The following is a 22,253-nucleotide window of genomic DNA, read 5'->3' as shown; positions in this document are numbered from 1 at the left end:
CCGTCATGAACGCACCCGAAAAGCACCCGTTCATCGGCACGCCCGTCCTGCGCAAGGAGGACTACCGCTTCCTGACCGGCAACGGCCAGTACACCGACGACGTCACGCTGCCGCACCAGAGCTACGGCTACTTCCTGCGCTCGCCGCACGCGCACGCGCGCATCCGGTCGATCGACACGCAGGCGGCGCGGTCCGCGCCCGGCGTGATCGCCGTGCTGACCGGCGACGACATGGCCGCCGACAAGGTGGGCGGCCTGCCCTGCGGCTGGCTGATCCACAGCATCGACGGCACGCCGATGAAGGAGCCGCCCCACCCCGCCCTGGCGCACGGCAAGGTCCGCCACGTGGGCGACCAGGTGGCGCTGGTGATCGCCGAATCGCTGCAGCAGGCGCGCGACGCCTCTGAGCTGATCGACGTGGGCTACGACGAGCTGCCCGCCGTGGTCAGCCCGGCCAACGCCGCGTCGGCCGCCACGCTGGTCCACGACGACGTGCCCGCCAACACCTGCTACACCTGGGGCCACGGCGACAAGGCCGCCACCGACGCCGCCTTTGCGCGCGCAGCCCACGTGACCACGCTGGAAATCGTCAACAACCGGCTGATCCCGAACGCGATCGAGCCGCGCGCGGTCAACGCCAGCTACACCCGCCAGGACGACAGCTACACGGTCTACGTGGCCAACCAGAACCCGCACGTGGAACGGCTGCTGATGGGCGCCTTCGTGCTGGGGCTGCCCGAGTCGCGCCTGCGCATCATCGCGCCCGACGTGGGCGGCGGCTTTGGCTCGAAGATCTTCCTGTACCCCGAGGACGTGGCGCTCACGTGGGCGTCGAAGAAGGTGGGCCGGCCGGTCAAGTGGACGGCCGAGCGGTCCGAGTCGTTCCTGACCGACGCCCACGGCCGCGACCACGTGACCAGGGCCGAGCTGGCGCTGGACGCCGACGGCAAGTTCCTGGCGATGCGCGTGCACACGGTGGCCAACATGGGCGCGTACCTGTCCACGTTCGCCAGCAGCGTGCCGACCATCCTCTACGCCACGCTGCTGGCCGGCCAGTACGCCACGCCGGCCATCTACGCCGAGGTGCGGGCCGTCTTCACCAACACCGCGCCGGTCGATGCCTACCGCGGCGCGGGCCGCCCCGAGGCCACCTACGTGGTGGAACGGCTGGTGGAAGCCGCCGCGCGCGAGACCGGCACCGACCCGGCCGCGCTGCGCCGCAAGAACTTCATCCGCACCTTCCCGTACGCCACGCCCGTGGGCCTGACCTACGACACCGGCGACTACGAGCCGTGCCTGGCGCGGGCCGAGGAGCTGGCCGACGTGGCCGGCTTTCCCCAGCGGCGCGAGGCGGCCAGACAGCGCGGCAAGCTGCGCGGGCTGGGCTACTCGTGCTACATCGAGGCGTGCGGCCTGGCCCCGTCGAACATCGCCGGCGCGCTCGGCGCCCGGGCCGGGCTGTTCGAAGTGGGCGAGATCCGCGTGCATCCCACTGGCACCGTCACGGTGTTCACGGGGTCGCACAGCCACGGGCAGGGCCACGAGACCACGTTCGCGCAGATCGTGGCGGACCGGCTGGGCATCGGGCTGGACGCCGTGGAGATCGTGCACGGCGATACCGGCCGCGTGCCATTCGGCATGGGCACCTACGGCTCGCGCTCGCTGGCCGTGGGCGGGTCGGCGATCATGAAGGCGCTGGACAAGATCGAGGCCAAGGCCAAGAAGATCGCGGCCCACCTGCTGGAGGCGTCCGACGCCGACATCGAGTTCCAGGACGGCGTGTTCCGGCTGGCCGGCACCGACCGCACCAAGACCTTCGGCGAGGTGGCGCTGACCGCCTACGTGCCGCACAACTACCCGCTCGACAAGCTGGAGCCGGGCCTGAACGAGAACGCGTTCTACGACCCCACCAACTTCACGTACCCGTCCGGCGCCTACATCTGCGAGGTGGAGGTGGACCCCGACACCGGCGAATCGGAAGTCATCAAGTTCACGGCCGTGGACGACTTCGGCAACGTCATCAACCCGATGATCGTCGAGGGCCAGGTGCACGGCGGGATTGGCCAGGGGCTCGGGCAGGCGATGCTGGAGCAGTGCATCTACGACCCCGACAGCGGCCAGCTGCTGACCGGGTCGTACATGGACTACGCGATGCCGCGCGCGGGCGACCTGCCCGACTTCACGGTGGAAACCTCCAGCGGCACGCCCTGCACGCACAACCCGCTGGGCGTGAAGGGCTGCGGCGAGGCCGGCGCCATCGGCTCGCCGCCGGCCTTCATCAACGCGCTGGTCGACGCGCTGGCGCCGCTGGGCGTGCGCGACGTGCAGATGCCCGCCACGCCGCACCGCGTGTGGCAGGCCATCCAGTCCGCGCAGGGTAGCGCGGCATAACCGGGGAGACGACCATGTACGCATTCCAGTACGAACGCGCCACGGACGCCCAGTCCGCCGTGGCCAAGCTCAAGGCCGACGGCGACGCCAAGATCCTGGCCGGCGGGCAGAGCCTGCTGGCCGCGATGAAGCTGCGGCTGGCGGCGCCATCGACGCTGATCGACATCAACCGCATCCCCGGCATGGCCGAGATCCACGTGCAGGGCGACGAACTCGTGATCGGCGCCTGCGCCCGGCACGCCGACGTGGCCGCGCACCCCGACGTGATGCGCCGCATCCCGGCCCTGGCCGCGCTGGCCCACGTGATCGGCGACCGGCAGGTGCGCGCGGTGGGCACGCTGGGCGGATCGCTGGCCAACGACGACCCCGCCGCCGACTATCCGGCCGCCGTGCTGGGGCTGAACGCCACCGTGGTCACGGACCGCCGCAGCATTGCGGCCGACGACTTCTTCAAGGGCCTCTACGAGACCGCGCTGGCGCCCGACGAGCTGATCACGGCCGTGCGCTTTCCCGTACCGGACCAGGCCGGCTACGAGAAGATGCGCAACCCGGCATCGCGCTTCGCCCTGGTCGGCGTGATGGTGGCCCGCACCGGCAACACCGTCCGCGTGGCGGTAACCGGCGCGGCCGACAGCGTGTTCCGCGCCCCGGCGCTGGAACAGGCCCTGTCGGCCAGCTTCACCCCCGCCGCCGCCCGCGCGGTCAGGATGGACCCGTCCGGCCTGAACGGCGACCTCCACGCCTCTCCCGAGTACCGGGCCCACCTGATCCCCGTGCTGGCCGCCCGCGCGGTGGAGCAGGCGCTGAAGGGGTGACGCGCCTGGGCGCGCCCCTCTCCCGCGCGGGAGGGGGGCCGGGGGCCGAGAGCCCGGCCTGCCAGGCCGCCACCGGCCCGGATCGACCCGGCAGCCTTGTCCCATGTCTCTAGCGGCGTAGCCCATGCTCCCCACCTCCATCGACCAGACCCTCGCCGCGCTGGAAACCCAGCACTATTACGCCGACCGCGAAGCGGCCACGGTGCTGTACCTGGCCCTGCGCATGCAGCGGCCGTTGTTCCTGGAAGGCGAGCCCGGCGTGGGCAAGACCGCGCTGGCGCATGCCATGGCCGGCATCCTTGGCACGCGCCTGCTGCGGCTGCAGTGCTACGAGGGCCTGGACGCGGCCAGCGCGCTGTACGAGTGGGACTACCCGCGCCAGATCATGGCGCTGCGGCTGGCCGAGGCGCGCGGCGAGCGGCCCGAGCAGCAGTCGCTCTACCACGACGACTACCTGCTCAAGCGCCCGCTGCTCGAAGCCCTGCTGCCCGACCCCGCCGCGCCCGGCGTGCCGCGCGTGCTGCTGATCGACGAGATCGACCGGGCCGACGAGCCGTTCGAGGCGTTCCTGCTGGAGATCCTGTCCGAATACCAGGTGTCGATCCCGGAGATCGGCGTGATCCAGGCCGAACGGCCGCCGCTGATCGTGATCACGTCCAACCGCACGCGCGAGGTGCACGACGCGCTCAAGCGCCGCTGCCTCTACCAGTGGATGGGTTACCCGGGCCGCGACCGCGAACTGCGCATCGTGGCCGCCCGCGCGCCCGAGGCCGCCGCCGCGTTGCAGCGGCAGGCCGTCGACTTCATCCACCGGCTGCGCGGCATCGACCTGTTCAAGGCGCCCGGCATTGCCGAGGCCATCGACTGGTGCCGCGCGCTGGCCGCGCTGGGCGTGACCGAACTGGACCCGCAGTCGGTGCGCGACACACTTGGCGTGCTGCTCAAGTACCAGGACGACCTGGCGCGCGCCGACGGCCCGACCATCGCCGAGCTGCTGGCCGGCGCCACCCCGGCGGCCTGAGATGACGCCCGCCGCCGCACCCGCCCTGCCGATGCTGGCGCGCAACGTCACGCATTTCACGCGGCTGCTGCGCGATGCCGGCTTCGGGCTGTCGCCGGCGCACGCCGTGGATGCGCTGGAGGCGCTGCGCCACGTCGACATCGGCGCCCGGCAGGAAGTACGCGCGGCGCTGGCGGCGCTGATGCTGTCCGGGCCAGACCAGCGGCCACTGTTCGACGCCGCCTTCGACCTGTTCTGGCGCGACCCCGACTGGGAGGGCAAGCTGCGCGCGATGCTGCTGCCGCGCGTGGACGCCGGCGCGCCGCCGCCCCGGCGCAGCAACCGGCTGGCCGACGCGCTGGCCGCCCGCCAGCCGGCCGCCGCCCGCCCCGACACGCCGATGCGCGAGGAACGCTTTACCGCGCCGCTGACGTTCTCCGCCCAGGAACGGCTGTCGAGCCGCGACTTCGACACGCTCACGGCCGACGAATGGCGCGCGCTGCAGCACCTGGTCCGCACCCGCCGCGCCCACCTGGCGCTGCAACGCACGCGCCGGCTGCGCGCCGCCACGGCCGGCACCCACGCCGACCTGCGCGCCAGCGCCCGGCTGGCCGTGCGCCAGCATGGCGAATGGCTGCGCTGGAAGCACCGCCGGCAGGTCGCGCGCAAGCCGCCCGTGGTGCTGCTGCTGGACATCTCGGGGTCGATGAGCCAGTACTCGCGCGCGGTGCTGTACTACTGCCACGCGCTGATGCAGTCGCGCGAGCGCATGCACGTGTTCCTGTTCGGCACGCGGCTCACCAATGTCACGCGCCGGCTGCGCGAGCGCGACCCGGACGACGCCGTGACGCTGATCGCCGGGCAGGTGCGCGACTGGGCCGGCGGCACGCGCATCGGCGCGGCGCTGGCCGCGTTCAACCGGCAATGGGCGCGCCGCACGCTGGCCGGGCGCGCCACGGTGCTGCTGGTCAGCGACGGCATCGACCTCGAACACATCGACCTGCTGGCGCAGGAAATGGCCCGGCTGCGGCGCTTTGCGCACCGCATCGTCTGGCTGAACCCGCTGCTGCGCTATGCGGGCTTTGCGCCACAGGCGCGCGGCATCCAGGCCATCCTGCCGTACGTGGACGCGCTGCGCCCCGCGCACAACCTGGACAGCCTGCTGGCGCTGGAAACGCTGCTGGCGGACGACCGCCCGCCCCCGTCTGTCCCACCGGTGAGACAAACCGGCCCTACAGGAGGAAATCCGCGATGGAAATGACCCAGACCCAGCGGCTGCCCGTGCCGCAGCAGGTGGCATGGGAGGCGCTGAACGACACGGCCCTGCTCAAGCAATGTATTCCCGGATGTGAGAGCATCGAGCCCGATGGCGACAACGCCTACCAGCTCGCGCTCACCGCGGCGGTCGGCCCCGTCAAGGCGCGCTTCAAGGGCCGCATGGCGCTGCAGGACATCCAGGCGCCGGACAGCTACACGATCCAGTTCGACGGACAGGGTGGCGCGGCCGGCTTCGGCAAGGGGTCGGCCCGCGTCACGCTGACCCCCGACGGTGACGCGGCCACGCTGCTGGCCTACACGGTGCAGGCGCAGGTGGGCGGCAAGATCGCGCAGATCGGCTCGCGGCTGGTGGACGCCGCGGCGCGCAAGATGGCGGACACGTTCTTCGCGCGCTTCACCGAGGCGGTGACCGGCGGCCCCGCAGAGGCGGGCGATGACGGCGACGGCATGGCGCCGGGCAGTGACAACAACGACAACTCCCAGAGCAATGGGGCCACCGAAGGCGGCGACGCCGACGGTGGCGAGGATCAGGCAGGCAAGCGGAAACGATCATGGACAGCGTGGATCTCGAAGTCCTGAAGAGCAGTGTGAAGTGGCAGCAGGCCGGACACGGCGTGCTGCTGGTGACGGTGGTCAGGACGTGGGGCTCGTCGCCCCGCCCCGAAGGCGCGATGCTGGCGGTGCGCGACGACGGCCTGGTGGTCGGGTCGGTCTCGGGCGGCTGCATCGAGGACGACATCATCTATCGCGTGCACAAGGAGGGCATCCGCGCGGCGGGCCCGGAGGCGATGAAGTACGGCATCAGCGCCGAGGAAGCGCACCGCTTCGGGCTGCCCTGCGGCGGCACGATCGAACTGGTGGCCGAGCCGCTGGGGCCGCAGAGCGGCATTGCCGAACTGCTGGACGCCGTGGAACAGGGCCGCCTGGTGGCGCGCTCGCTGGACATGGCCACCGGCCGCGCCACGCTGAGCCACGCGCAGGCGGCCGACGGGCTGTCGTTCGACGGCCGCACGCTGATGACCATCCACGGGCCGCGCTACCGCATGCTGGTGATCGGCGCGGGGCAGCTATCGAAGTACCTGTGCCAGATCGCGGTGGGGCTGGGCTTCCAGGTCACCGTCTGCGACCCGCGCGAGGAATACACGGAGACGTGGGACATCCCCGGCGTGACGATGGTCCGCACGATGCCCGACGACACCGTCGAGGCCATGCGGCTGGACGAGCGCTGCGCGGTCATCGCGCTGACGCACGACCCCAAGCTCGACGACCTGGCGCTGATGGAGGCGCTGCGCACGCCGGCGTTCTACGTCGGCGCGCTGGGCTCGCGCCGCAACAACACCGCGCGCCGCGAGCGGCTCAAGGAGTTCGACCTGAGCGAGCAGCAACTGGCCCGGCTGCACGGGCCGGTGGGCATCTACATCGGCAGCCGCACGCCGCCCGAGATCGCCATTTCGATCCTGGCCGAGGTGGTCGCCGCCAAGAACCACGTGTCGCTGCCCGACATCCTGCAGGTGGAAGGCGCCAAGGCCGCGCGCGAGATTGCCGCGGGCGAGGCCGAGTGCCCGATCCTGCCGGGCGGCGCACCCGTGACCGCCAGCCAGCCATGACCAGGCCCGCCCGCGCCCCGCTCACGCAGACCGACCTGCCCACCGGCATCCTGCTGGCCGCCGGCTTCGGCCGCCGCTTCGACCCGGCCGGCCTGCGCAACAAGCTGCTGGAAACGATGCCCGACGGCCGCACCGTGGCATGGCGCAGCGCCCGCACGCTGGCGGCCGGCCTGCCAAACTCGATCGCGGTGGTGCGGCCCGGCCACCCGGAACTGGCGGCCGAACTGAAACGCGGCGGCTGTAGGGTCATCGAATCGGCCGAAGCCGAAGCCGGCATGGGCGCCGCGCTGCGCGCCGGCGTGGCCGCCAGCGCCGACGCCCGCGGCTGGGTGGTCGCGCTGGCCGACATGCCGTGGCTGTCGATGGAACTGGTCCGCGCCGTGGCGCTGACCATCACCTCGCGCGACACCATCGCCGCCCCCTGGCGCGACGGCCGCCGCGGCCATCCGGTCGGCTTCGGCGCCGCGTGGCGCGACGAACTGCTGAAACTGGACGGCGACGAAGGCGCCCGCGCGCTGCTGAAATCCCAGCCGGTCACCCGCATCCTCACCGAGGACGACGCCGCATTCCGCGATATCGACGTGCCGGGCGATCTGGTCTGAGAGACAGCGATGCGCCGGCGGCTGGCTCGCCTATGCCACGCGGTGATGGCTGACGCGTCCCGCATGACCGCATGCCGGCTCCCCTCTCCCACGCAGTAGGAGAGGGGTTGAGGGTGAGGGCGTCGAGCATCTGCTTGCCGACAAGTCGCAATTTGGACCGCCAGCCCTCACCCCCGGCCCCTCTCCCGCGTTGCGGGAGAGGGGAGCAAACAAGCGTCGGGCGAAACGTAGTGCTGGCTGACGCGGCCTGCATGACCGCATGCCGGCTCCCCTCTCCCACGCAGTGGGAGAGGGGCTGGGGGAGAGGGCGTCGAGGATCTGCTTGCCGACAAGTCGCAATTTGGACTGCCAGCCCTCTCCCCCGGCCCCTCTCCCGCGTTGCGGGAGAGGGGGAGCAAACAAGCGTCGCGCGCAAACGTAGTGCTGGCTGACGCGTCCCGCATGACCGCATGCCGGCTCCCCTCTCCCACGCAGTGGGAGAGGGGGTTGGGGGAGAGGGCGTCGAGCATCTGCTTGCCGACAAGTCGCAATTTGGACTGCCAGCCCTCACCCCCGGCCCCTCTCCCGCATTGCGGGAGAGGAACGCAAACCACCAGCCCTCAGCCGCCCTCTGTCTCCATCAGCGCCCGCAGGTATTCGCTGCTCCACCAGTGCACGTCTTGCTGGCGGATACGTTCCAGCAGTTTCTGGTGCCGTGAGCGGCGTTCCGACAGCGGCATGTGCAGCGCCTGCTGGATGGCCTGGGCCGTGGCGCGGGTGTCGTACGGGTTGACCAGCAGCGCCTCTTTCAACTGCTCCGCCGCGCCGGCGAAGCGCGACAGCACCAGCACGCCGGGGTCGTCCGGGTCCTGGGCGGCGATGTATTCCTTGGCGACGAGGTTCATGCCGTCGCGCAGCGGCGTAACCAGCGCCACGGCGCTGGCGCGGCATAGCCCGGGCAGCCGGCGGCGCGATGTCGAGCGGTGGATGTAGCGCACCGGCATCCAGTCCAGCTCGCCGTACTCGCTGTTGATGGCGCCGGTGATGCCTTCCATCTCGCGGCGCAGGTCGGCGTAGGCGTCGACCGATTCGCGCGACGGTGCCGCGATCTGGATCAGCGTGGCGCTGGAGCGGTTCTCCGGATACTCGGACAGCAGCGTCTGGAACGCCTTGAGCCGCTGCGGCAGGCCCTTCGAGTAGTCGAGCCGGTCGATGCCCAGCAGCAGCCGGCGCGTCGAGTACTGGCCGCGCATCATCTCGTAGGTTTCCATCGCTTCGTCGCCACGGCCCAGTTCCGCGAACTCGTCGACGTCGATGCCGATCGGGAACGCCTGCGCGCGCACCGTGCGGTGGAAGGCCCGGAAGCGGTACTCGCCCATCGGCTCCGCGCCGGCCTCGCCCTGCACGTAGCGCGAGAAGTGGTCCAGGTCCGCCTGGCTCTGGAAGCCCAGCAGGTCGTACGCAAACAGCGCGCGCATCAGCCATTCGTGCTGCGGGATGGCCGCCAGGATCAGCGGCGGCGGCAGCGGCACGTGCAGGAAGAAGCCGATGCGCTGCCCGCAGCCGATGGCGCGCAGTTCCGCCGCCAGCGGGATCAGGTGGTAGTCGTGGATCCAGATGACGTCGTCGGGCTTCAGCAGCGGCGCCAGCTTGCGCGCGAACAGCTGGTTCACGCGGCGGTAGGCGTTGAGGTTGCCGCCGGCGTCGAAGTCGGCCAGGTCCACGCGGTAGTGCAGCACGGGCCAGAGCACGCCGTTGCTGTAGCCCAGGTAATACGCATCGTGGTCCTCGCGGCACAGGTCCACGGTGGCCAGCGTCACGTTGCCGGCCTGCGTCTGATGCAGTTCGCCCTCGCCGGGCGTGCCGCCCTGCGCGGTTTCCAACACCTTGCCACTCCAGCCGAACCAGAGGCCGCCCGTCTTGTTGAGCGCTTCGGAAAGCGCCACTGCGAGCCCGCCCGCCGCGTGGTTGCGCGGGTCCGCGACCCGGTTCGATACTGCTACTAGTCTGCCCATATATCGCTTCTTGTTGTTGCGAATCCTTTTCTCAGATCACGGTGTCCCAGGGTGCCGACAGCCGCATGGCACCGTTGATCAGGCCGACCATCGAATAGGTCTGCGGGAAGTTGCCCCACATCTCTCCGGTGACCGGGTGGGTGTCCTCTGACAGCAGGCCCAGCGGGTTGCGCGCGGCCAGCATGGCCTCGAAGATCTCGCGCGCCTGCTCGCGCCGGCCAATACGCGCCAGCGCGTCGATGCGCCAGAACGTGCAGATGTTGAACGCGGTCTCGGGCTTGCCGAAGTCGTCGGGCGCCTCGTAGCGCCGCATGTACGGGCCGTCGCACAGCGATTCTTCCAGCGCCTTCACGGTCGACACGAAGCGCGGGTCGCGGGGGTCGATGAAGTTGACCTCGGCCATCAGCAGCACGCTGGCGTCCAGTTCCTTGCCGCCGAAGCTTTCCGCGAACGCCTGGCGCTTCTCGCTCCAGGACTCCTCCAGGATGCGCCGCTTCATGCGGTCCGCGTGGTCGTGCCAGTAAGCGGCCCGCGCGGGCTGCTCCAGCTTCACGGCGATCTTGGCCAGGCGGTCGCACGCCACCCAGCTCATCAGCGCCGAAGACGTATGGATGCGGGCGCGCGTGCGCAGCTCCCACATGCCGGCGTCGGGCGTGCCGAACACGCGCACGGCCTGCTCGCCCACGTCCTCCAGCTTCTGGAATTCGGCCGGCCCGCCGCGATGAAGCAGCCGGTGGTCGTGAAACGCCTGCGCGGCGGCCAGCACCACGTTGCCGTACACATCGTGCTGGAAGTGTTCCTGCGCCTGGTTGCCCACCCGCACCGGCCCCATGCCGCGGTAGCCGCCCAGGTGGTCCAGGATGCTTTCGGGCAGCTCGCGCTCCAGGCCGATGCCGTAGAGCGGCTGGATATGGCCGTCCTGGGATTGCATCACGACGTTCGACAGCCAGCGCAGGTAGTCCTCCATCGTGCCGACCTCCGACAGGCTGTTCAGCGCCCGCACCACGAAGAAGGCGTCGCGCAGCCAGCAGAACCGGTAGTCCCAGTTGCGGCCGCTGCCCGGCGCCTCGGGGATGCTCGTGGTCATGGCGGCCACGATGGCGCCGGTTTCCTCGTAGAGCGACAGCTTCAGCGTGATGGCCGCGCGGATCACCGCGTCCTGCCACTCGCGCGGCACGGCCAGCCGGCGGCTCCACAGGCGCCAGTACGCCGTGGTCTCCTGCTCGAAATCGCGCGCGATGTCCTCCACGCTGTGCGTGAGCGTCTCGTCGGGTCCCAGGATGAAGTTGTAGCCGCGCGTGACCAGGAACGGCGTGTTCGACAGCACGTAGGCCAGCGGCGCGTCGGTGGTCAGGCGCAGCGTCATGTCCTCGCCGACGAACCGCGCATGGCTGCTGCCGCGCGTGACGTGCGGCGCGTGCCGGCCGTAGTTGTAGCGCGGCGCCAGCGTCACGCGCACGCGCGGCGCGCCCCGGATCGGGCGGATGCGCCGTACCAGCGTCAACGGCCGGAAATAGCGCCCGAGCCGGAAGAAGCGCGGGCAGAAGTCGGTGATTTCCAGGCAGCTCCCGTGCCGGTCGGTGAGCTGGGTGCGCAGCACGGCCGTGTTCGGCTCGTACCACTGCGTGGCTTCCTGGAAGTCCTCGATCTCGATGTTGAAGTGCCCGGCGTTCTCGCTGGGGTCCAGCAGCGCGTTGAACACCGGGTCGCCGTCAAAGCGGGGCATGCAGCACCAGACGATGCGGCCGCGGCCGTCCACCAGCGCCGAGAACGCGCAATTGCCGATCATCCCGAGCGACAGCGACGGATCGGCATGGCGCGACGAGGTATCGGAATCGGTATTGACGGCGGGGGCCTCCGTGGCGATGGCAGGGTTCAGGTTGACAGGTTCGCTCACAACGTATCCTCCCGGGCAGATGGGGGTGAGAGGGGGTCGGACGGGGGGTCCTGGCGCTGCGCCAGCAGGTGCGTCAGCGCATGGGCGGACTGGTGCAGCCATTCGCGCAGGTCCGCCGGGCGGGGCAGGCTGTGCGACGCGGCAGAGGCGCGCTGGCCCACCAGCAGGCCGATGCCGCCCAGTTCGCGCACCACGGTGAAGCCGGCTTCGTCGGTGACATCGTCGCCGGCGAACAGCGGCAGGCGGCCGGCGAACGGCGGCGAGCGCATGAACGCGGCAATCGCGCCGCCCTTGTCCACGCCGGCCGGCTTGATCTCGATGACCATCTTGCCGGGCAGCGCCTCCAGCCCGATGGCGTCGCGCAGCACGTCGGCCACGGCGGCCCGCACCAGCGGCTCCAGGTCTGGCACCTGGCGATAGTGGACGGCCACGGCCACGGACTTTCGTTCGAGCCTGAGCCCCGGATGCCGGGCGACCAGCGCCTCAAGCTTGGGCAGCAGCGGGCCGATGCCCGGCGCCGGCGGCCGCGCGATGCGCTCGGCGCCGTTGCGGAACTCGGCGCCATGGATGCCGGCGGCCGGCAGGCGCAAGGGCTGCAGGAAATCGTCCAGCTCGGCGACGGGCCGGCCGGACACGATGGCCACCGCGCCGCCCAGGCAGGTATGCAACGCGCGCAGCGTGCCAACCAGTTCCGGTTCCACCTGCACCAGGTGCGGAAGCGGCGCAAGATCGGCAAGCGTGCCGTCGAAGTCCAGGAATAGCGCGGTGTTGGGTTCGATCAGAGGTAACGGGGGCATCGCGTGAAACCGTAACACGTGGTTTTGACAAGCGTCCACCGGGCGCTGTCCTACAACTGTGGCCCTTGCGGCACGCCGGCGTGGCCGGTGCGCGGTGCGGCCGTGGTGGGGCCCGCGCCGGCGCCATCCATTATCATTGGCGGTTTCCGCCGATTTTTCCGGCTTTTTTTGCACGCCGCCCGCGTGGCGCCCCCGCTGACCATGACCCGCACTCCGCCCAAGCCCGACTATTTGAAGAAGATCCTGACCGCCAAGGTCTACGACGTGGCCCAGGAGACCGAGCTGACCTACGCCCCGGCCCTGTCGGCACGGACCGGCAACGCGGTCTGGTTCAAGCGCGAGGACACCCAGCCCGTGTTCTCGTTCAAGTTGCGCGGGGCGTACAACAAGATGGCGTCGCTGAAGCCCGAGGAACTGAAGCGCGGCGTGATCGCCGCGTCGGCCGGCAACCACGCCCAGGGCGTGGCGCTGGCCGCCGCCCGGTTGCAGTGCAAGGCCATCATCTGCATGCCCACCACCACGCCGCAGGTGAAGATCGACGCGGTGCGCGAGCGCGGCGGCGAGTGGGTCCGCATCGTGCTGCACGGCGAGTCGTACAGCGACGCCTACCTGCACGCGGCCGAGCTGGAGGCCAAGCAGAAGCTCACCTTCATCCACCCGTTCGACGACCCGGACGTGATTGCCGGCCAGGGCACCATCGCCATGGAGATCCTGCGCCAGCACCCGGGCCCGATCCACGCGATCTTCGTGGCCATCGGCGGCGGCGGGCTGATTTCGGGCATTGCCGCCTACGTCAAGGCCGTGCGCCCCGAGATCAAGGTCATTGGCGTGCAGACGTTCGATTCCGACGCGATGAAGCGCTCGGTCGACGCCGGCAAGCGCGTGGAACTGAAGGACGTGGGCCTGTTCTCGGACGGCACGGCCGTGAAGCTGGTGGGCAAGGAAACCTTCCGCATCACGCGCGAGCTGGTGGACGACATCATCCTGGTCGATACCGACGCGATCTGCGCGGGCCTGAAGGACGTGTTCCAGGACACCCGCAGCATCCTGGAACCGGCCGGCGCGCTGGCCGTGGCCGGCCTGAAGGCCTATGCCGAGCGCGAGAAGCTCAAGGGCCAGCAGCTCGTGGCCATTGCCTGCGGCGCGAACATGAACTTCGACCGCCTGCGCTTCGTGGCCGAGCGCGCCGAGGTGGGCGAGGCCCGCGAGGCCGTGTTCGCCGTGACGATCCCCGAGGAACGCGGCAGCTTCAAGCGCTTCTGCGAGCAGGTGGGCACCCGCAGCGTGACCGAGTTCAACTACCGTATCGCCGACAAGGGCGTGGCGCACATCTTCGTGGGCCTGCAGATCGCTGCGCGCAGCGAGAACGACAAGATCGCCGCCAACTTCCGCCGCCACGGGTTCGACACGCTGGACCTGTCCAACGACGAACTGGCCAAGCAGCACATCCGCTACATGGTGGGCGGCCACTCGCCGCTGGCGCAGGACGAACTGCTGTACCGCTTCGAATTCCCGGAGCGGCCGGGCGCGCTGATGAAGTTCCTGTCCAGCATGGCCCCGAACTGGAACATCAGCCTGTTCCACTACCGGAACCAGGGCGCGGACACGTCGAACATCCTGGTGGGCATCCAGGTGCCGAAGAACGAGAAGCGCGCGTTCCGCACCTTCCTTTCCACGCTCGGTTACGTACACTGGGACGAGACCGACAACCCCGTTTACAAGCTGTTCCTGGCCTGAGACCCGCAATGACGCTTCCTGAGCACTCGCCGCTGGGCAAGCCCTCGGCGTACAAGACCGAATACGACCCGACGCTGCTGTTCCCGATCCCGCGCCAGCCCAAGCGCACCGAGATCGGCCTGGCCGAGGGCCGCGCGCTGCCGTTCTTCGGCGTGGACATCTGGAACGCGTACGAGGTGTCGTGGCTGAACCTGAAAGGCAAGCCGCAGGTGGCGCTGGCCACGTTCATCATCCCGTCCGACACGCCGAACATCGTCGAGTCCAAGTCCTTCAAGCTGTACCTGAACTCGTTCAACCAGAGCCGGATCGCCTCTGCCGAGGCACTGCAGCAACTGCTGCACCACGACCTGTCGCAGGCCACGGGCGGCACCGTGCAGGTGCGGCTGGTCACCGAGGCGGACCTGGGCACGCAAAAGATGGGCGAACTGGACGGCCTGCTGCTGGACCGCCTGGACATCGAGACCGACATCTACGAGCCCGACGCCTCGCTGCTCAAGGCCGACCAGGAGGCATCGCCGGTGGAGGAAACGCTGGTGTCGCACCTGCTCAAGTCGAACTGCCTGGTCACGGGCCAGCCCGACTGGGGCAGCGTGCAGATCCGCTACGTGGGCGCCCCGATCGACCAGGAAGGGCTGCTCAAGTACCTGATCTCGTTCCGCAACCACAACGAGTTCCACGAGCAGTGCGTGGAGCGGATCTTCACGGACGTGCTGCGCATGTGCAAGCCGGTCAAGCTGGCCGTCTACGCCCGCTACACCCGCCGCGGCGGGCTGGACATCAACCCGTTCCGCACCAACTTCAACACGCCGTGGCCGGATAACCGCCGGAACGCGAGGCAGTAGGGAGCGGGGCGACGGCGAGTCGTGCCGACACCGGGTCTTGCTCCCCTCTCCCGCCGACGGCTTTGCTCCCTTCGCCCGCCCCCGGTTTTGCTCCCCTCTCCCGCGCGGCGGGAGAGGGGCTGGGGGTGAGGGCGTTGAGGTTCAAAACGCGACATGTCGCAAATAGAACCGTCAGCCCTCTCCCCCGACCCCTCTCCCGCATCGCGGGAGAGGGGAGCAAAGCCCAACAGCTCGATCAGCCCCCTCAAAACTCCGCGTGCGCCCGTACGCCGATGAACTTCGCCGGGCCGCGGTCGCGGTTGTAGCCGGGGTTGCGGATGTACTGGAAGTCCGGGCTTAGCGTCAGCGTCTTCCACACGGCGAAGCTGTAGTAGATCTCCACGATCTGTTCCGGGCCGTAGCGCAGCGCGCCGTCGCCCAGGAAGGCGCCCAGGCCGCCGGCCGCCAGGTAGTTGCGGTGCGCGGGGCCCAGCATGTTGACGGCCATCGCCAGTCCCACCTCGTCCTTAGGGCGGCCCCATAGCGCGCCCTTGAGCGTGCCGCCGCCGGCCACCTGCCGGCCGATCTCGGTGAAGGCGTAGGTCTCGGTCTTGTCGTCGGACCAGTTGGCGCGCAGGAACACACCCGCGTCGCGCGTCACTTCCTGCAGGAACGCCAGCCCCACGCCCCACTTGGTGTGTTCGCGCCGCACGTCGGCCACGTCGGGCGTCACGCCGTTGGCCTGGCCGAACGCGATGGCGTCGTTGAAGGCGCCCATGTTGGCGCGGTTGCGCCACAGCAGCAGCCGCGCCTGCCCGGGGCGGCCGGCAATCTCGTAGCGCTTTTCCAGCTCCAGCATCTGGCCGTAGTGCTTGAACGCGCGCGTGTCCAGCTCGCGCCCGTTGGACTCCAGCGGCTGCAGGAAGTGGCCGACGCGCGCCGACCAGCCGTCGCCGATGTACTCCAGCGCCGCGCCCCAGTTGTAGCCGCGCGAATCGGCCGGGTAGTCCCACGAGCCATGCGTCAGGAACGACCAGTTCATGAACTGCGTGCGCGGGTCTGACCCGTACGGGTTCTGGTCGAACACGTCGATCACGCCGAAGTTGCCGGCCGTCAGCACCAGCCGCTGCTTGTCCACCGTGCGCGCGAACTGGTTGAAATCCGCGTCCAGCGTCTCGTCGCCGCCGCCCATGCCCCAGTACTGGCGGACGAACGCGCGCGCCCGGTAGAACTTTGGCGACGTGCTGGCCGTCTTGGCCAGCTCGCCGTTGGACAGCCCGCCCAGCCCGTGCAGGTCCGAGAACGGCACGCCCTGCGACACCTCGGGATTGAAGTGGAACTCCGCGCCGCGCCACAGGCGCAGCCCCAGGTCCAGCGTGCTCGTGAAGGAATAGCTCTTGGCGCGCTCGGGCGTCAGGCTGTTCTCGCCCGAATACGGCGCGTCGAACGCCGGCTTGCGGGTCCAGATGTAGGTGGCCTGCCCGTGGATGGCGAACGGGCTCTCGGTATCGGGCGGCGTCGCGGCCTCTTGCGCCAGCGCCGCCCACGGCAAGGCCGCGCTGGCCAGCAACGCGGCGAGTCGACGGACAAAGCGGGGGCGCGGCCGCCGGGCGGCCAGCAATACGTGACGCGGCATGGAAGATCGGAAAGAAGGGTTGGATACGCCGCCCGGCTGGGCGGCCCCTTGGCTGCGCGAGCATAGCCAAGCCGACATGACCTGTCCACCGCCCATGCTGCATTGCAACAACGCCACCCAACTTGTAACAGTCCTTGTATTAATTAATTCGAAAATTAATATTCGAGCGAAGCCCGCCAGCATCCAGATCATTCCATGCCCTCCGCCCCGTCCGACCCGAAACGCCGCCCCGGCCGACCGACCACCCGCACGGCCGACGCCGGCCAGCGCGACCTGCTGATCGACGCCGCCGTGACGATGTTCGCGCGGCACGGCGTGGCCGCCACGTCGACCAAGGCCATCGCCACCGAGGCCGGCGTCACGCCGGCGCTGGTCCACTACTACTTCCGCGACCGCGAGGCGCTGCTCGACGCGATTTTCGAGGAACGGCTGCAGCCGATGATCGACCACGTGTTCGGCGCACTGCAGGCCGGCGACGCCGACCCGGTCACGCGCATCCAGGGCCTGGCCGCGCAGCTGATCCGCACCGCGGCGGGCACGCCATGGTTTCCGGGCCTGTGGATCCGCGAGATCGTCAGCGTCGACGGCCATCTGCGCGAACGGCTGCTGCAGCGCGTGGCCCCGCAGCGCGCCCAATTGATCGCCGGCCCGCTGGCCGCCGCCCATGCGCAGGGCCAGCTCAATCCGGGGCTGGAGCCGGCGCTGGTCATGGTCTCACTGATCGGCCTGACGATGCTGCCGCTGGCCACCACCCACATCTGGCGCGCGCTGCCCGGCGCGGCCGATATCGATACCGACACGCTGGTGCGCCACGTCACCGCGCTGCTGGCCCACGGCCTGTCCGTGCCGCCCAAGGATCCCGCCTGAACCGTCATCTCTCCGGAGCCCGCATCCATGTCCCTGATCCTCCGCACCCCGCCCCTGCTGCTGGCCGCCGCGCTGCTCGGCGCCTGCGGCAACGACAAGCCCGACACGTGGCAAGGCTACGTCGAAGGCGAATTCGTGGCCGTGGCCTCGCCGTTCGCCGGCCGCCTGGAAACGCTGTCGGTCGAGCGCGGCCAGCAGGTGGGCACCGGCGCCCCGCTGTTCGTGCTCGAATCCGACGACGAACGCGCCGCGCGCCAGCAGGCCGCCGAGCAGGTGCGCGTGGCCGAGGCGCAGCTTGCCGATATCCAGACCGGCAAGCGGCCGGTAGAAGTGGCCGTCAACCAGGCCCAGCTCGTGCAGGCCCAGGCGCAGGCCACCCGCAGCGCCGCGCAACGCAGGCGCGACGAGGCCCAGTTCGAGATCGGCGGCATCTCGCGCGCCCAGCTTGACGAGAGCCGCGCCACGGCCGATGCTGACGCCGCGCGCGTGCGCGAGCTGCAGCGCGACATCGACGTGGCCCGCCTGCCCGGCCGCAAGGACCAGCTGGCCGCCCAGCGCGCGCAGATCGACGCCGCGCGGGCCGCGCTGGCGCAGGCCGAGTGGAAGCTGTCGCGCAAGTCGGTCAACGCCACCGTGCCCGGCCTGGTCTACGACGTGCCGTTCCGCCCCGGCGAATGGGTGCCGGCCGGCAGCGCCGTGGTGCGGATGCTGCCGCCGGGCAACGTCAAGGTGCGTTTCTTCGTGCCCGAAGCCGTGGTCGGCGCGCTGCAGCCGGGCCAGGCCATCACCATCCGCTGCGACGGCTGCGCGGCCCCGGTGCCGGCGAAGATCACCTACGTGTCGAACGAGGCCGAGTTCACGCCGCCGGTCATCTACAGCAACGAAACGCGCGGCAAGCTCGTGTTCCTGATCGAGGCCCGCCCCACCGCCGCCGACGCGCCCAGGCTGCGCCCCGGCCAGCCCGTGGAGGTGGCGCGGTCATGAGCACGTCTCCCTTCCCCGCCCGCAACGGCGAACTGGCCATCGAAGTGCGCGACCTGAACAAGCATTTCGGTGACAAGCACGTGGTCAACAACCTGACCATGCAGGTGGCGCGCGGCGAGATCTTCGGCTTCCTGGGCCCCAACGGCAGCGGCAAGACCACGTCGATCCGGATGATGTGCGGCCTGCTGACGCCAGACTCCGGCTCGGGCACCTGCCTGGGCTACGACATCCTGACCCAGGCCGCCGAGATCAAGCGCAACGTCGGCTACATGACGCAGCGCTTCTCGTACTGGGAAGACCTGTCGATCCGCGAGAACCTGGACTTCGTCGCCCGCGTCTACGACATGCCCAACCGCCGCGAGGCCGTGGACCGCGCGCTGGAAGACCTGGGCCTGCAGTCGCGCGCCGAGCAGCTGGCCGGATCGCTGTCGGGCGGATGGAAGCAGCGGCTGGCGCTGGCCGCCTGCCTGCTGCACGAGCCGCAGCTACTGCTGCTGGACGAGCCCACCGCCGGGGTGGACCCCAAGGCCCGGCGCGACTTCTGGGAACAGCTCCACCAGCTGGCCGCGCGCGGCATCTCGGTGCTGGTCAGCACGCACTACATGGACGAGGCCGAGCGCTGCCACAAGCTGGCCTACATCGCCTATGGCACGCTGCTGGCGCAAGGTACGTCCGACGAGGTGGTGGCCAGCCAGCACCTGAGCACCTGGAGCGTGGAAGGCGACAACCTGGCCGAGCTGTCCGCGCAGTTGCAGGGCAAGCCCGGCGTCGACCAGACCGTGGCCTTCGGCACCGCGCTGCACGTGACCGGCAAGGACGCCGGCCAGCTGGAACGCACGCTGCGGCAATACGCCGGCACCGGCCATCGCATCGCCCAGGCGCAGACCAGTCTGGAAGACGTGTTCATCCACATGATGGGCGGCGCGCAGGACAACATGGCCACGCCGGCCCGCCAGCCGGCCGCCAGCCCGAAGGAGGCGCCATGAGCACCGCCCGCCCGGCCGCCCCGCGCCAGCGCCGGTTCTCGGTGCAGCGCTGGTGGAGCATCGTCCTGAAGGAATTCCTGCAGCTGCGGCGCGACCGCATCACGTTCGGGATGATCGTCGGCCTGCCCATCGTGCAGCTGCTGCTGTTCGGCTTTGCGATCAACAGCGACCCGCGCCACATGCCCACGGCCGTGATCGTGGCCGAGCACAGCGATTTCTCGCGGTCGTTCGTCGCCGCGCTGGAAAACACCACGTACTTCAAGGTCGTGCGCACGATGCCCGACGAGCGCAGCGGCCGCGAGGCGCTGCTGCGCGGCGACGTGCAGTTCGTGGTCACCATCCCCACGGACTTCTCGCGCCGGCTGCTGCACGGCGACCGCCCGGCGATCCTGGTGGAGGCCGACGCCACCGACCCGTCGGCCACGGGCCCGGCCATCGGCGCGCTGGCGCAGTTGCCGGCCACCGTCGCCCGCATCGACCTCAAGGGCGCGCTGGCGCCGCTGGCCGGCGGGGCGCCCGCGTTCGACGTCAACGTCCAGCGGCTGTACAACCCGGAGGGCATCACGCAGTACAACATCGTGCCGGGGCTGATGGGCGTGATCCTGACCATGACGATGGTGATGATGACCGGGCTGGCGATGACGCGCGAACGCGAGCGCGGCACGATGGAGAACCTGCTGGCCACGCCGGTGCAGCCCATCGAGGTCATCTCGGGCAAGATCGTCCCGTACATCTTCATCGGCCTGATCCAGGCCACGATCATCGTGCTGGCCGCGCACTTCGTGTTCGGCGTGCCGTTCCTGGGGTCGGTGGTGGCGGTCTACCTGGCGGCGCTGCTGTTCATCGCGGCCAACCTGACGGTCGGCATCACGCTGTCGTCGCTGGCGGCCAACCAGCTCCAGGCGGTGCAGCTCACGTTCTTCTACTTCCTGCCCAACATCCTGCTGTCGGGCTTCATGTTCCCGTTCGCGGGCATGCCCACCTGGGCGCAGTGGATCGGCAACGTGCTGCCGATGACCTATTTCAACCGGATGGTCCGCGGCATCATGCTCAAGGGCAGCGGCTGGACCGAACTGTGGCCCAACGTCTGGCCCGTGGCGCTGTTCACGGTCATCGTCATGGCCATCGCGGTGCGCTTCTACAAGCGCACGCTCGACTGACTGCGGAGCGTCGTCATGCGTATCCCACCCCTTCTTGCCACCGCCGCCGCCGTCCTGCTGATGGCCGGCTGCGCGGTCGGCCCCGACTTCCGCACCCCCGACGCGCCGGCCGACCCGCGCTTCACGGCCGGCCCGCAGCCGTCGCAGATGGCCGCGCAGGGCTATCCCACCCAGACCGTGGCGCCTGGCGATGTCCCGGCCGACTGGTGGACCGCCTTCGGCAGCGCGCCGCTGGACGAGACCGTGCGCCTGGCGCTGGCGAGCAGCCCCACGCTGACGCAGGCCCGCGCCCGGCTGCGCGAAGCGCAGGAGAACCTGAACGCGCGCACCGGCGCCACCCAGTTCCCGCAGGTGGACGCCAAGCTCAACGCCACGCGCCAGCAGGTGGACCTGACGTCGGTCGGCATCACGCAGTTCCCGAGCCCCGGGCCATTCACGCTGTACAACGCGAGCGTGCAGGTGTCGTACGCGCTGGACCTGTTCGGCGGACAGCGGCGCGAGCTGGAGGGCCTGCGGGCCGCCGTGGACTACCAGCGCTACGAGCTGGAAGCGGCGCGCCTGTCGCTGGCCGCCAACGTGGCGACGGCCGCCATCCGCGAAGCCGGCCTGCGCGCGCAACTGGCCGATACGGTAGCCATCGCCGCCGCGCAGCAGCGCCAGCTCGACATCATGCGGCAGCGGCTGCAAGCGGGCGGCGTGGCGCGCGTGGACGTGCAGCGCCAGCAGGCGGAACTGGCGCAGACGCAGGCGCTGATCCCGGGGCTGTCGCAGCAGCTCGACGCCACACGCCACCAGCTCGCCGTCTATACGGGCCAGACCCCGGCCAGCGCCCAGCTGCCGGAATTCCGGCTCGAAGACCTACACCTGCCCGAATCGCTGCCGGTCAGCCTGCCCGCCGAACTGGCGCGCCGCCGCCCCGACATCCGCGCGGCCGAGGCGCTGCTGCACCAGGCATCGGCCGACATCGGCGTGGCAACGGCCAACCTGTACCCGCAGATCACGCTGACCGCCAGCGGCGGCACGCAGCAGATGCGCGCGCGCGACCTGTTCAGCAGCCTGAACGTCTGGAGCCTGGCCGCCGGCGTGGTGCAGCCGGTGTTCCACGGCGGCGAGCTGCGCGCGCAGAAGCGGGCCAAGGAAGCGGCGTACGAGCAGTCGCTGGGCGCCTACCAGCAGGCCGTGCTGCAGGGCCTGCAGAACGTGGCCGACACGCTGCGCGCGCTGGAAGCCGACGCCGCCACGCTGCAGGCCCGCGCCGACAACGCCCGCCAGACGCGCGACACGCTGGCCATCGTCAGCGAGCAATACCGGCTCGGCGGCGTCAGCCAGTTCACCGTCATCGACGCCGAACGCCAGGCCCGCCAGGCCGCACTGGACCTGGCCCAGGCCCGCGCGGCGCGGCTGGCTGATTCCGCCGCGCTGATGCAGGCGCTGGGCGGCGGGTGGTGGCAAGGGGAGACGGTGGTGGGCGGGCGGTGAGGTGTTGACGGGGGCGGTGGTGGCAGTGGGATGCGCTGGCCCTCTCCCCCGGCCCCTCTCCCGCGGGCGGGAGAGGGGAGAAAACAGCAGCATCTGAAGCACCGGCTATTTGCTCTGGATGCGCTGGCCCTCACCCCCGGCCCCTCTCCCGCGCGCGGGAGAGGGGGAGAAAACAGCAGCATCTGAAGCACCGGTTATTTGCT

Annotated in this window: 18 protein-coding genes; 14 read left to right on the top strand and 4 right to left on the bottom strand. The window is 70.2% G+C overall.

Annotated features, from left to right (window positions below):
- Positions 1 to 5: 5 nt before the first annotated feature.
- From EPAKOI_RS01765 to EPAKOI_RS01735, 7 genes are all read left to right on the top strand, one after another.
- The gene (locus EPAKOI_RS01765) at positions 6 to 2,390 is read left to right on the top strand and encodes a xanthine dehydrogenase family protein molybdopterin-binding subunit (protein WP_423192811.1); all 2,385 of its coding nucleotides are present in this window, start codon (positions 6 to 8) and stop codon (positions 2,388 to 2,390) included.
- A gap of 14 nt (positions 2,391 to 2,404) precedes the next feature.
- On the top strand, positions 2,405 to 3,205 hold the full coding sequence (locus EPAKOI_RS01760; protein WP_124682478.1) for an FAD binding domain-containing protein: 801 nt from the start codon (positions 2,405 to 2,407) through the stop codon (positions 3,203 to 3,205).
- 124 nt (positions 3,206 to 3,329) lie between these two features.
- Positions 3,330 to 4,226, top strand: coding sequence for a MoxR family ATPase (locus EPAKOI_RS01755; protein WP_313837663.1), 897 nt, complete (start codon positions 3,330 to 3,332; stop codon positions 4,224 to 4,226).
- 1 nt (position 4,227) lies between these two features.
- Positions 4,228 to 5,466: a vWA domain-containing protein gene (locus EPAKOI_RS01750; protein ID WP_423192810.1), complete on the top strand. Its 1,239-nt coding sequence runs from the start codon at positions 4,228 to 4,230 to the stop codon at positions 5,464 to 5,466.
- Positions 5,457 to 6,062 (top strand): CoxG family protein, encoded by a 606-nt coding sequence (locus tag EPAKOI_RS01745; RefSeq protein WP_423192809.1) that lies wholly within the window; start codon positions 5,457 to 5,459, stop codon positions 6,060 to 6,062. Before EPAKOI_RS01750 ends, EPAKOI_RS01745 begins: the two co-directional genes overlap by 10 nt.
- A complete protein-coding gene (locus tag EPAKOI_RS01740; RefSeq protein WP_124682482.1) occupies positions 6,035 to 7,090 on the top strand; it encodes an XdhC family protein in 1,056 nt (351 codons plus the stop codon). The genes EPAKOI_RS01745 and EPAKOI_RS01740 overlap by 28 nt, the downstream gene beginning before the upstream one ends.
- Positions 7,087 to 7,692: a nucleotidyltransferase family protein gene (locus EPAKOI_RS01735; RefSeq protein ID WP_313837655.1), complete on the top strand. Its 606-nt coding sequence runs from the start codon at positions 7,087 to 7,089 to the stop codon at positions 7,690 to 7,692. The genes EPAKOI_RS01740 and EPAKOI_RS01735 overlap by 4 nt, the downstream gene beginning before the upstream one ends.
- A gap of 599 nt (positions 7,693 to 8,291) precedes the next feature.
- Here the strand turns inward: EPAKOI_RS01735 and EPAKOI_RS01730 are convergent.
- The 3 genes from EPAKOI_RS01730 to otsB form a co-directional block, all read right to left on the bottom strand.
- Positions 8,292 to 9,686: an alpha,alpha-trehalose-phosphate synthase (UDP-forming) gene (locus EPAKOI_RS01730; protein ID WP_124682484.1), complete on the bottom strand. Its 1,395-nt coding sequence runs from the start codon at positions 9,684 to 9,686 to the stop codon at positions 8,292 to 8,294.
- Positions 9,687 to 9,717: 31 nt separating this feature from the next.
- Entirely contained in the window at positions 9,718 to 11,475 is a 1,758-nt protein-coding gene (locus tag EPAKOI_RS01725) for a glycoside hydrolase family 15 protein (RefSeq protein ID WP_172966086.1), read from the bottom strand.
- A 104-nt stretch (positions 11,476 to 11,579) separates the two neighbouring features.
- Positions 11,580 to 12,380, bottom strand: coding sequence for a trehalose-phosphatase (gene otsB, locus EPAKOI_RS01720; protein ID WP_313837652.1), 801 nt, complete (start codon positions 12,378 to 12,380; stop codon positions 11,580 to 11,582).
- A 201-nt stretch (positions 12,381 to 12,581) separates the two neighbouring features.
- On the opposite strand from otsB, the gene ilvA reads away from it, so the two are divergent.
- Both ilvA and queF read left to right on the top strand, forming a co-directional pair.
- The gene (gene ilvA, locus EPAKOI_RS01715) at positions 12,582 to 14,117 is read left to right on the top strand and encodes a threonine ammonia-lyase, biosynthetic (RefSeq protein WP_124682487.1); all 1,536 of its coding nucleotides are present in this window, start codon (positions 12,582 to 12,584) and stop codon (positions 14,115 to 14,117) included.
- A gap of 8 nt (positions 14,118 to 14,125) precedes the next feature.
- Positions 14,126 to 14,959 carry an NADPH-dependent 7-cyano-7-deazaguanine reductase QueF gene (queF, locus tag EPAKOI_RS01710; RefSeq protein WP_124682488.1) on the top strand — a complete coding sequence of 278 codons (834 nt, stop codon included), beginning with the start codon at positions 14,126 to 14,128 and terminating at the stop codon, positions 14,957 to 14,959.
- Between the two features lie 244 nt (positions 14,960 to 15,203).
- On the opposite strand, the gene EPAKOI_RS01705 is transcribed toward queF, so the two are convergent.
- Entirely contained in the window at positions 15,204 to 16,574 is a 1,371-nt protein-coding gene (locus tag EPAKOI_RS01705) for a carbohydrate porin (protein WP_423192808.1), read from the bottom strand.
- Between the two features lie 195 nt (positions 16,575 to 16,769).
- On the opposite strand from EPAKOI_RS01705, the gene EPAKOI_RS01700 reads away from it, so the two are divergent.
- The 5 genes from EPAKOI_RS01700 to EPAKOI_RS01680 are packed head-to-tail and all read left to right on the top strand — an operon-like array spanning position 16,770 to position 22,050.
- The gene (locus tag EPAKOI_RS01700; RefSeq protein ID WP_313837644.1) at positions 16,770 to 17,441 is read left to right on the top strand and encodes a TetR/AcrR family transcriptional regulator; all 672 of its coding nucleotides are present in this window, start codon (positions 16,770 to 16,772) and stop codon (positions 17,439 to 17,441) included.
- A 27-nt stretch (positions 17,442 to 17,468) separates the two neighbouring features.
- Positions 17,469 to 18,425, top strand: coding sequence for an HlyD family secretion protein (locus EPAKOI_RS01695; RefSeq protein ID WP_423192807.1), 957 nt, complete (start codon positions 17,469 to 17,471; stop codon positions 18,423 to 18,425).
- Positions 18,422 to 19,411 (top strand): ABC transporter ATP-binding protein, encoded by a 990-nt coding sequence (locus EPAKOI_RS01690; RefSeq protein WP_423192806.1) that lies wholly within the window; start codon positions 18,422 to 18,424, stop codon positions 19,409 to 19,411. Before EPAKOI_RS01695 ends, EPAKOI_RS01690 begins: the two co-directional genes overlap by 4 nt.
- On the top strand, positions 19,408 to 20,571 hold the full coding sequence (locus EPAKOI_RS01685; RefSeq protein ID WP_124682493.1) for an ABC transporter permease: 1,164 nt from the start codon (positions 19,408 to 19,410) through the stop codon (positions 20,569 to 20,571). Before EPAKOI_RS01690 ends, EPAKOI_RS01685 begins: the two co-directional genes overlap by 4 nt.
- 15 nt (positions 20,572 to 20,586) lie before the next feature.
- Positions 20,587 to 22,050 carry an efflux transporter outer membrane subunit gene (locus tag EPAKOI_RS01680; RefSeq protein ID WP_423192805.1) on the top strand — a complete coding sequence of 488 codons (1,464 nt, stop codon included), beginning with the start codon at positions 20,587 to 20,589 and terminating at the stop codon, positions 22,048 to 22,050.
- The last annotated feature ends 203 nt before the right edge of the window (positions 22,051 to 22,253 follow it).

This window comes from Cupriavidus sp. H18C2, assembly GCF_049393795.1.
Classification (GTDB): Bacteria; Pseudomonadota; Gammaproteobacteria; order Burkholderiales; family Burkholderiaceae; genus Cupriavidus; species Cupriavidus pauculus_C.
This window is presented reverse-complemented; position numbering and strand designations above follow the sequence as displayed.

What these genes read in the sequence shown, in the direction of transcription:
- otsB (WP_313837652.1), bottom strand. Translation starts at nt 12,380, where the DNA reads ATGCCCCCGTTACCTCTGATCGAACCCAACACCGCGCTATTCCTGGAC.
- EPAKOI_RS01735 (WP_313837655.1), top strand. Translation starts at nt 7,087, where the DNA reads ATGACCAGGCCCGCCCGCGCCCCGCTCACGCAGACCGACCTGCCCACC.
- EPAKOI_RS01755 (WP_313837663.1), top strand. Translation starts at nt 3,330, where the DNA reads ATGCTCCCCACCTCCATCGACCAGACCCTCGCCGCGCTGGAAACCCAG.
- EPAKOI_RS01765 (WP_423192811.1), top strand. Translation starts at nt 6, where the DNA reads ATGAACGCACCCGAAAAGCACCCGTTCATCGGCACGCCCGTCCTGCGC.
- EPAKOI_RS01725 (WP_172966086.1), bottom strand. Translation starts at nt 11,475, where the DNA reads ATGATCGGCAATTGCGCGTTCTCGGCGCTGGTGGACGGCCGCGGCCGC.
- EPAKOI_RS01705 (WP_423192808.1), bottom strand. Translation starts at nt 16,574, where the DNA reads ATGCCGCGTCACGTATTGCTGGCCGCCCGGCGGCCGCGCCCCCGCTTT.
- EPAKOI_RS01740 (WP_124682482.1), top strand. Translation starts at nt 6,035, where the DNA reads ATGGACAGCGTGGATCTCGAAGTCCTGAAGAGCAGTGTGAAGTGGCAG.
- EPAKOI_RS01695 (WP_423192807.1), top strand. Translation starts at nt 17,469, where the DNA reads ATGTCCCTGATCCTCCGCACCCCGCCCCTGCTGCTGGCCGCCGCGCTG.
- EPAKOI_RS01730 (WP_124682484.1), bottom strand. Translation starts at nt 9,686, where the DNA reads ATGGGCAGACTAGTAGCAGTATCGAACCGGGTCGCGGACCCGCGCAAC.
- queF (WP_124682488.1), top strand. Translation starts at nt 14,126, where the DNA reads ATGACGCTTCCTGAGCACTCGCCGCTGGGCAAGCCCTCGGCGTACAAG.
- EPAKOI_RS01700 (WP_313837644.1), top strand. Translation starts at nt 16,770, where the DNA reads ATGCCCTCCGCCCCGTCCGACCCGAAACGCCGCCCCGGCCGACCGACC.
- ilvA (WP_124682487.1), top strand. Translation starts at nt 12,582, where the DNA reads ATGACCCGCACTCCGCCCAAGCCCGACTATTTGAAGAAGATCCTGACC.
- EPAKOI_RS01685 (WP_124682493.1), top strand. Translation starts at nt 19,408, where the DNA reads ATGAGCACCGCCCGCCCGGCCGCCCCGCGCCAGCGCCGGTTCTCGGTG.
- EPAKOI_RS01690 (WP_423192806.1), top strand. Translation starts at nt 18,422, where the DNA reads ATGAGCACGTCTCCCTTCCCCGCCCGCAACGGCGAACTGGCCATCGAA.
- EPAKOI_RS01745 (WP_423192809.1), top strand. Translation starts at nt 5,457, where the DNA reads ATGGAAATGACCCAGACCCAGCGGCTGCCCGTGCCGCAGCAGGTGGCA.
- EPAKOI_RS01760 (WP_124682478.1), top strand. Translation starts at nt 2,405, where the DNA reads ATGTACGCATTCCAGTACGAACGCGCCACGGACGCCCAGTCCGCCGTG.
- EPAKOI_RS01680 (WP_423192805.1), top strand. Translation starts at nt 20,587, where the DNA reads ATGCGTATCCCACCCCTTCTTGCCACCGCCGCCGCCGTCCTGCTGATG.
- EPAKOI_RS01750 (WP_423192810.1), top strand. Translation starts at nt 4,228, where the DNA reads ATGACGCCCGCCGCCGCACCCGCCCTGCCGATGCTGGCGCGCAACGTC.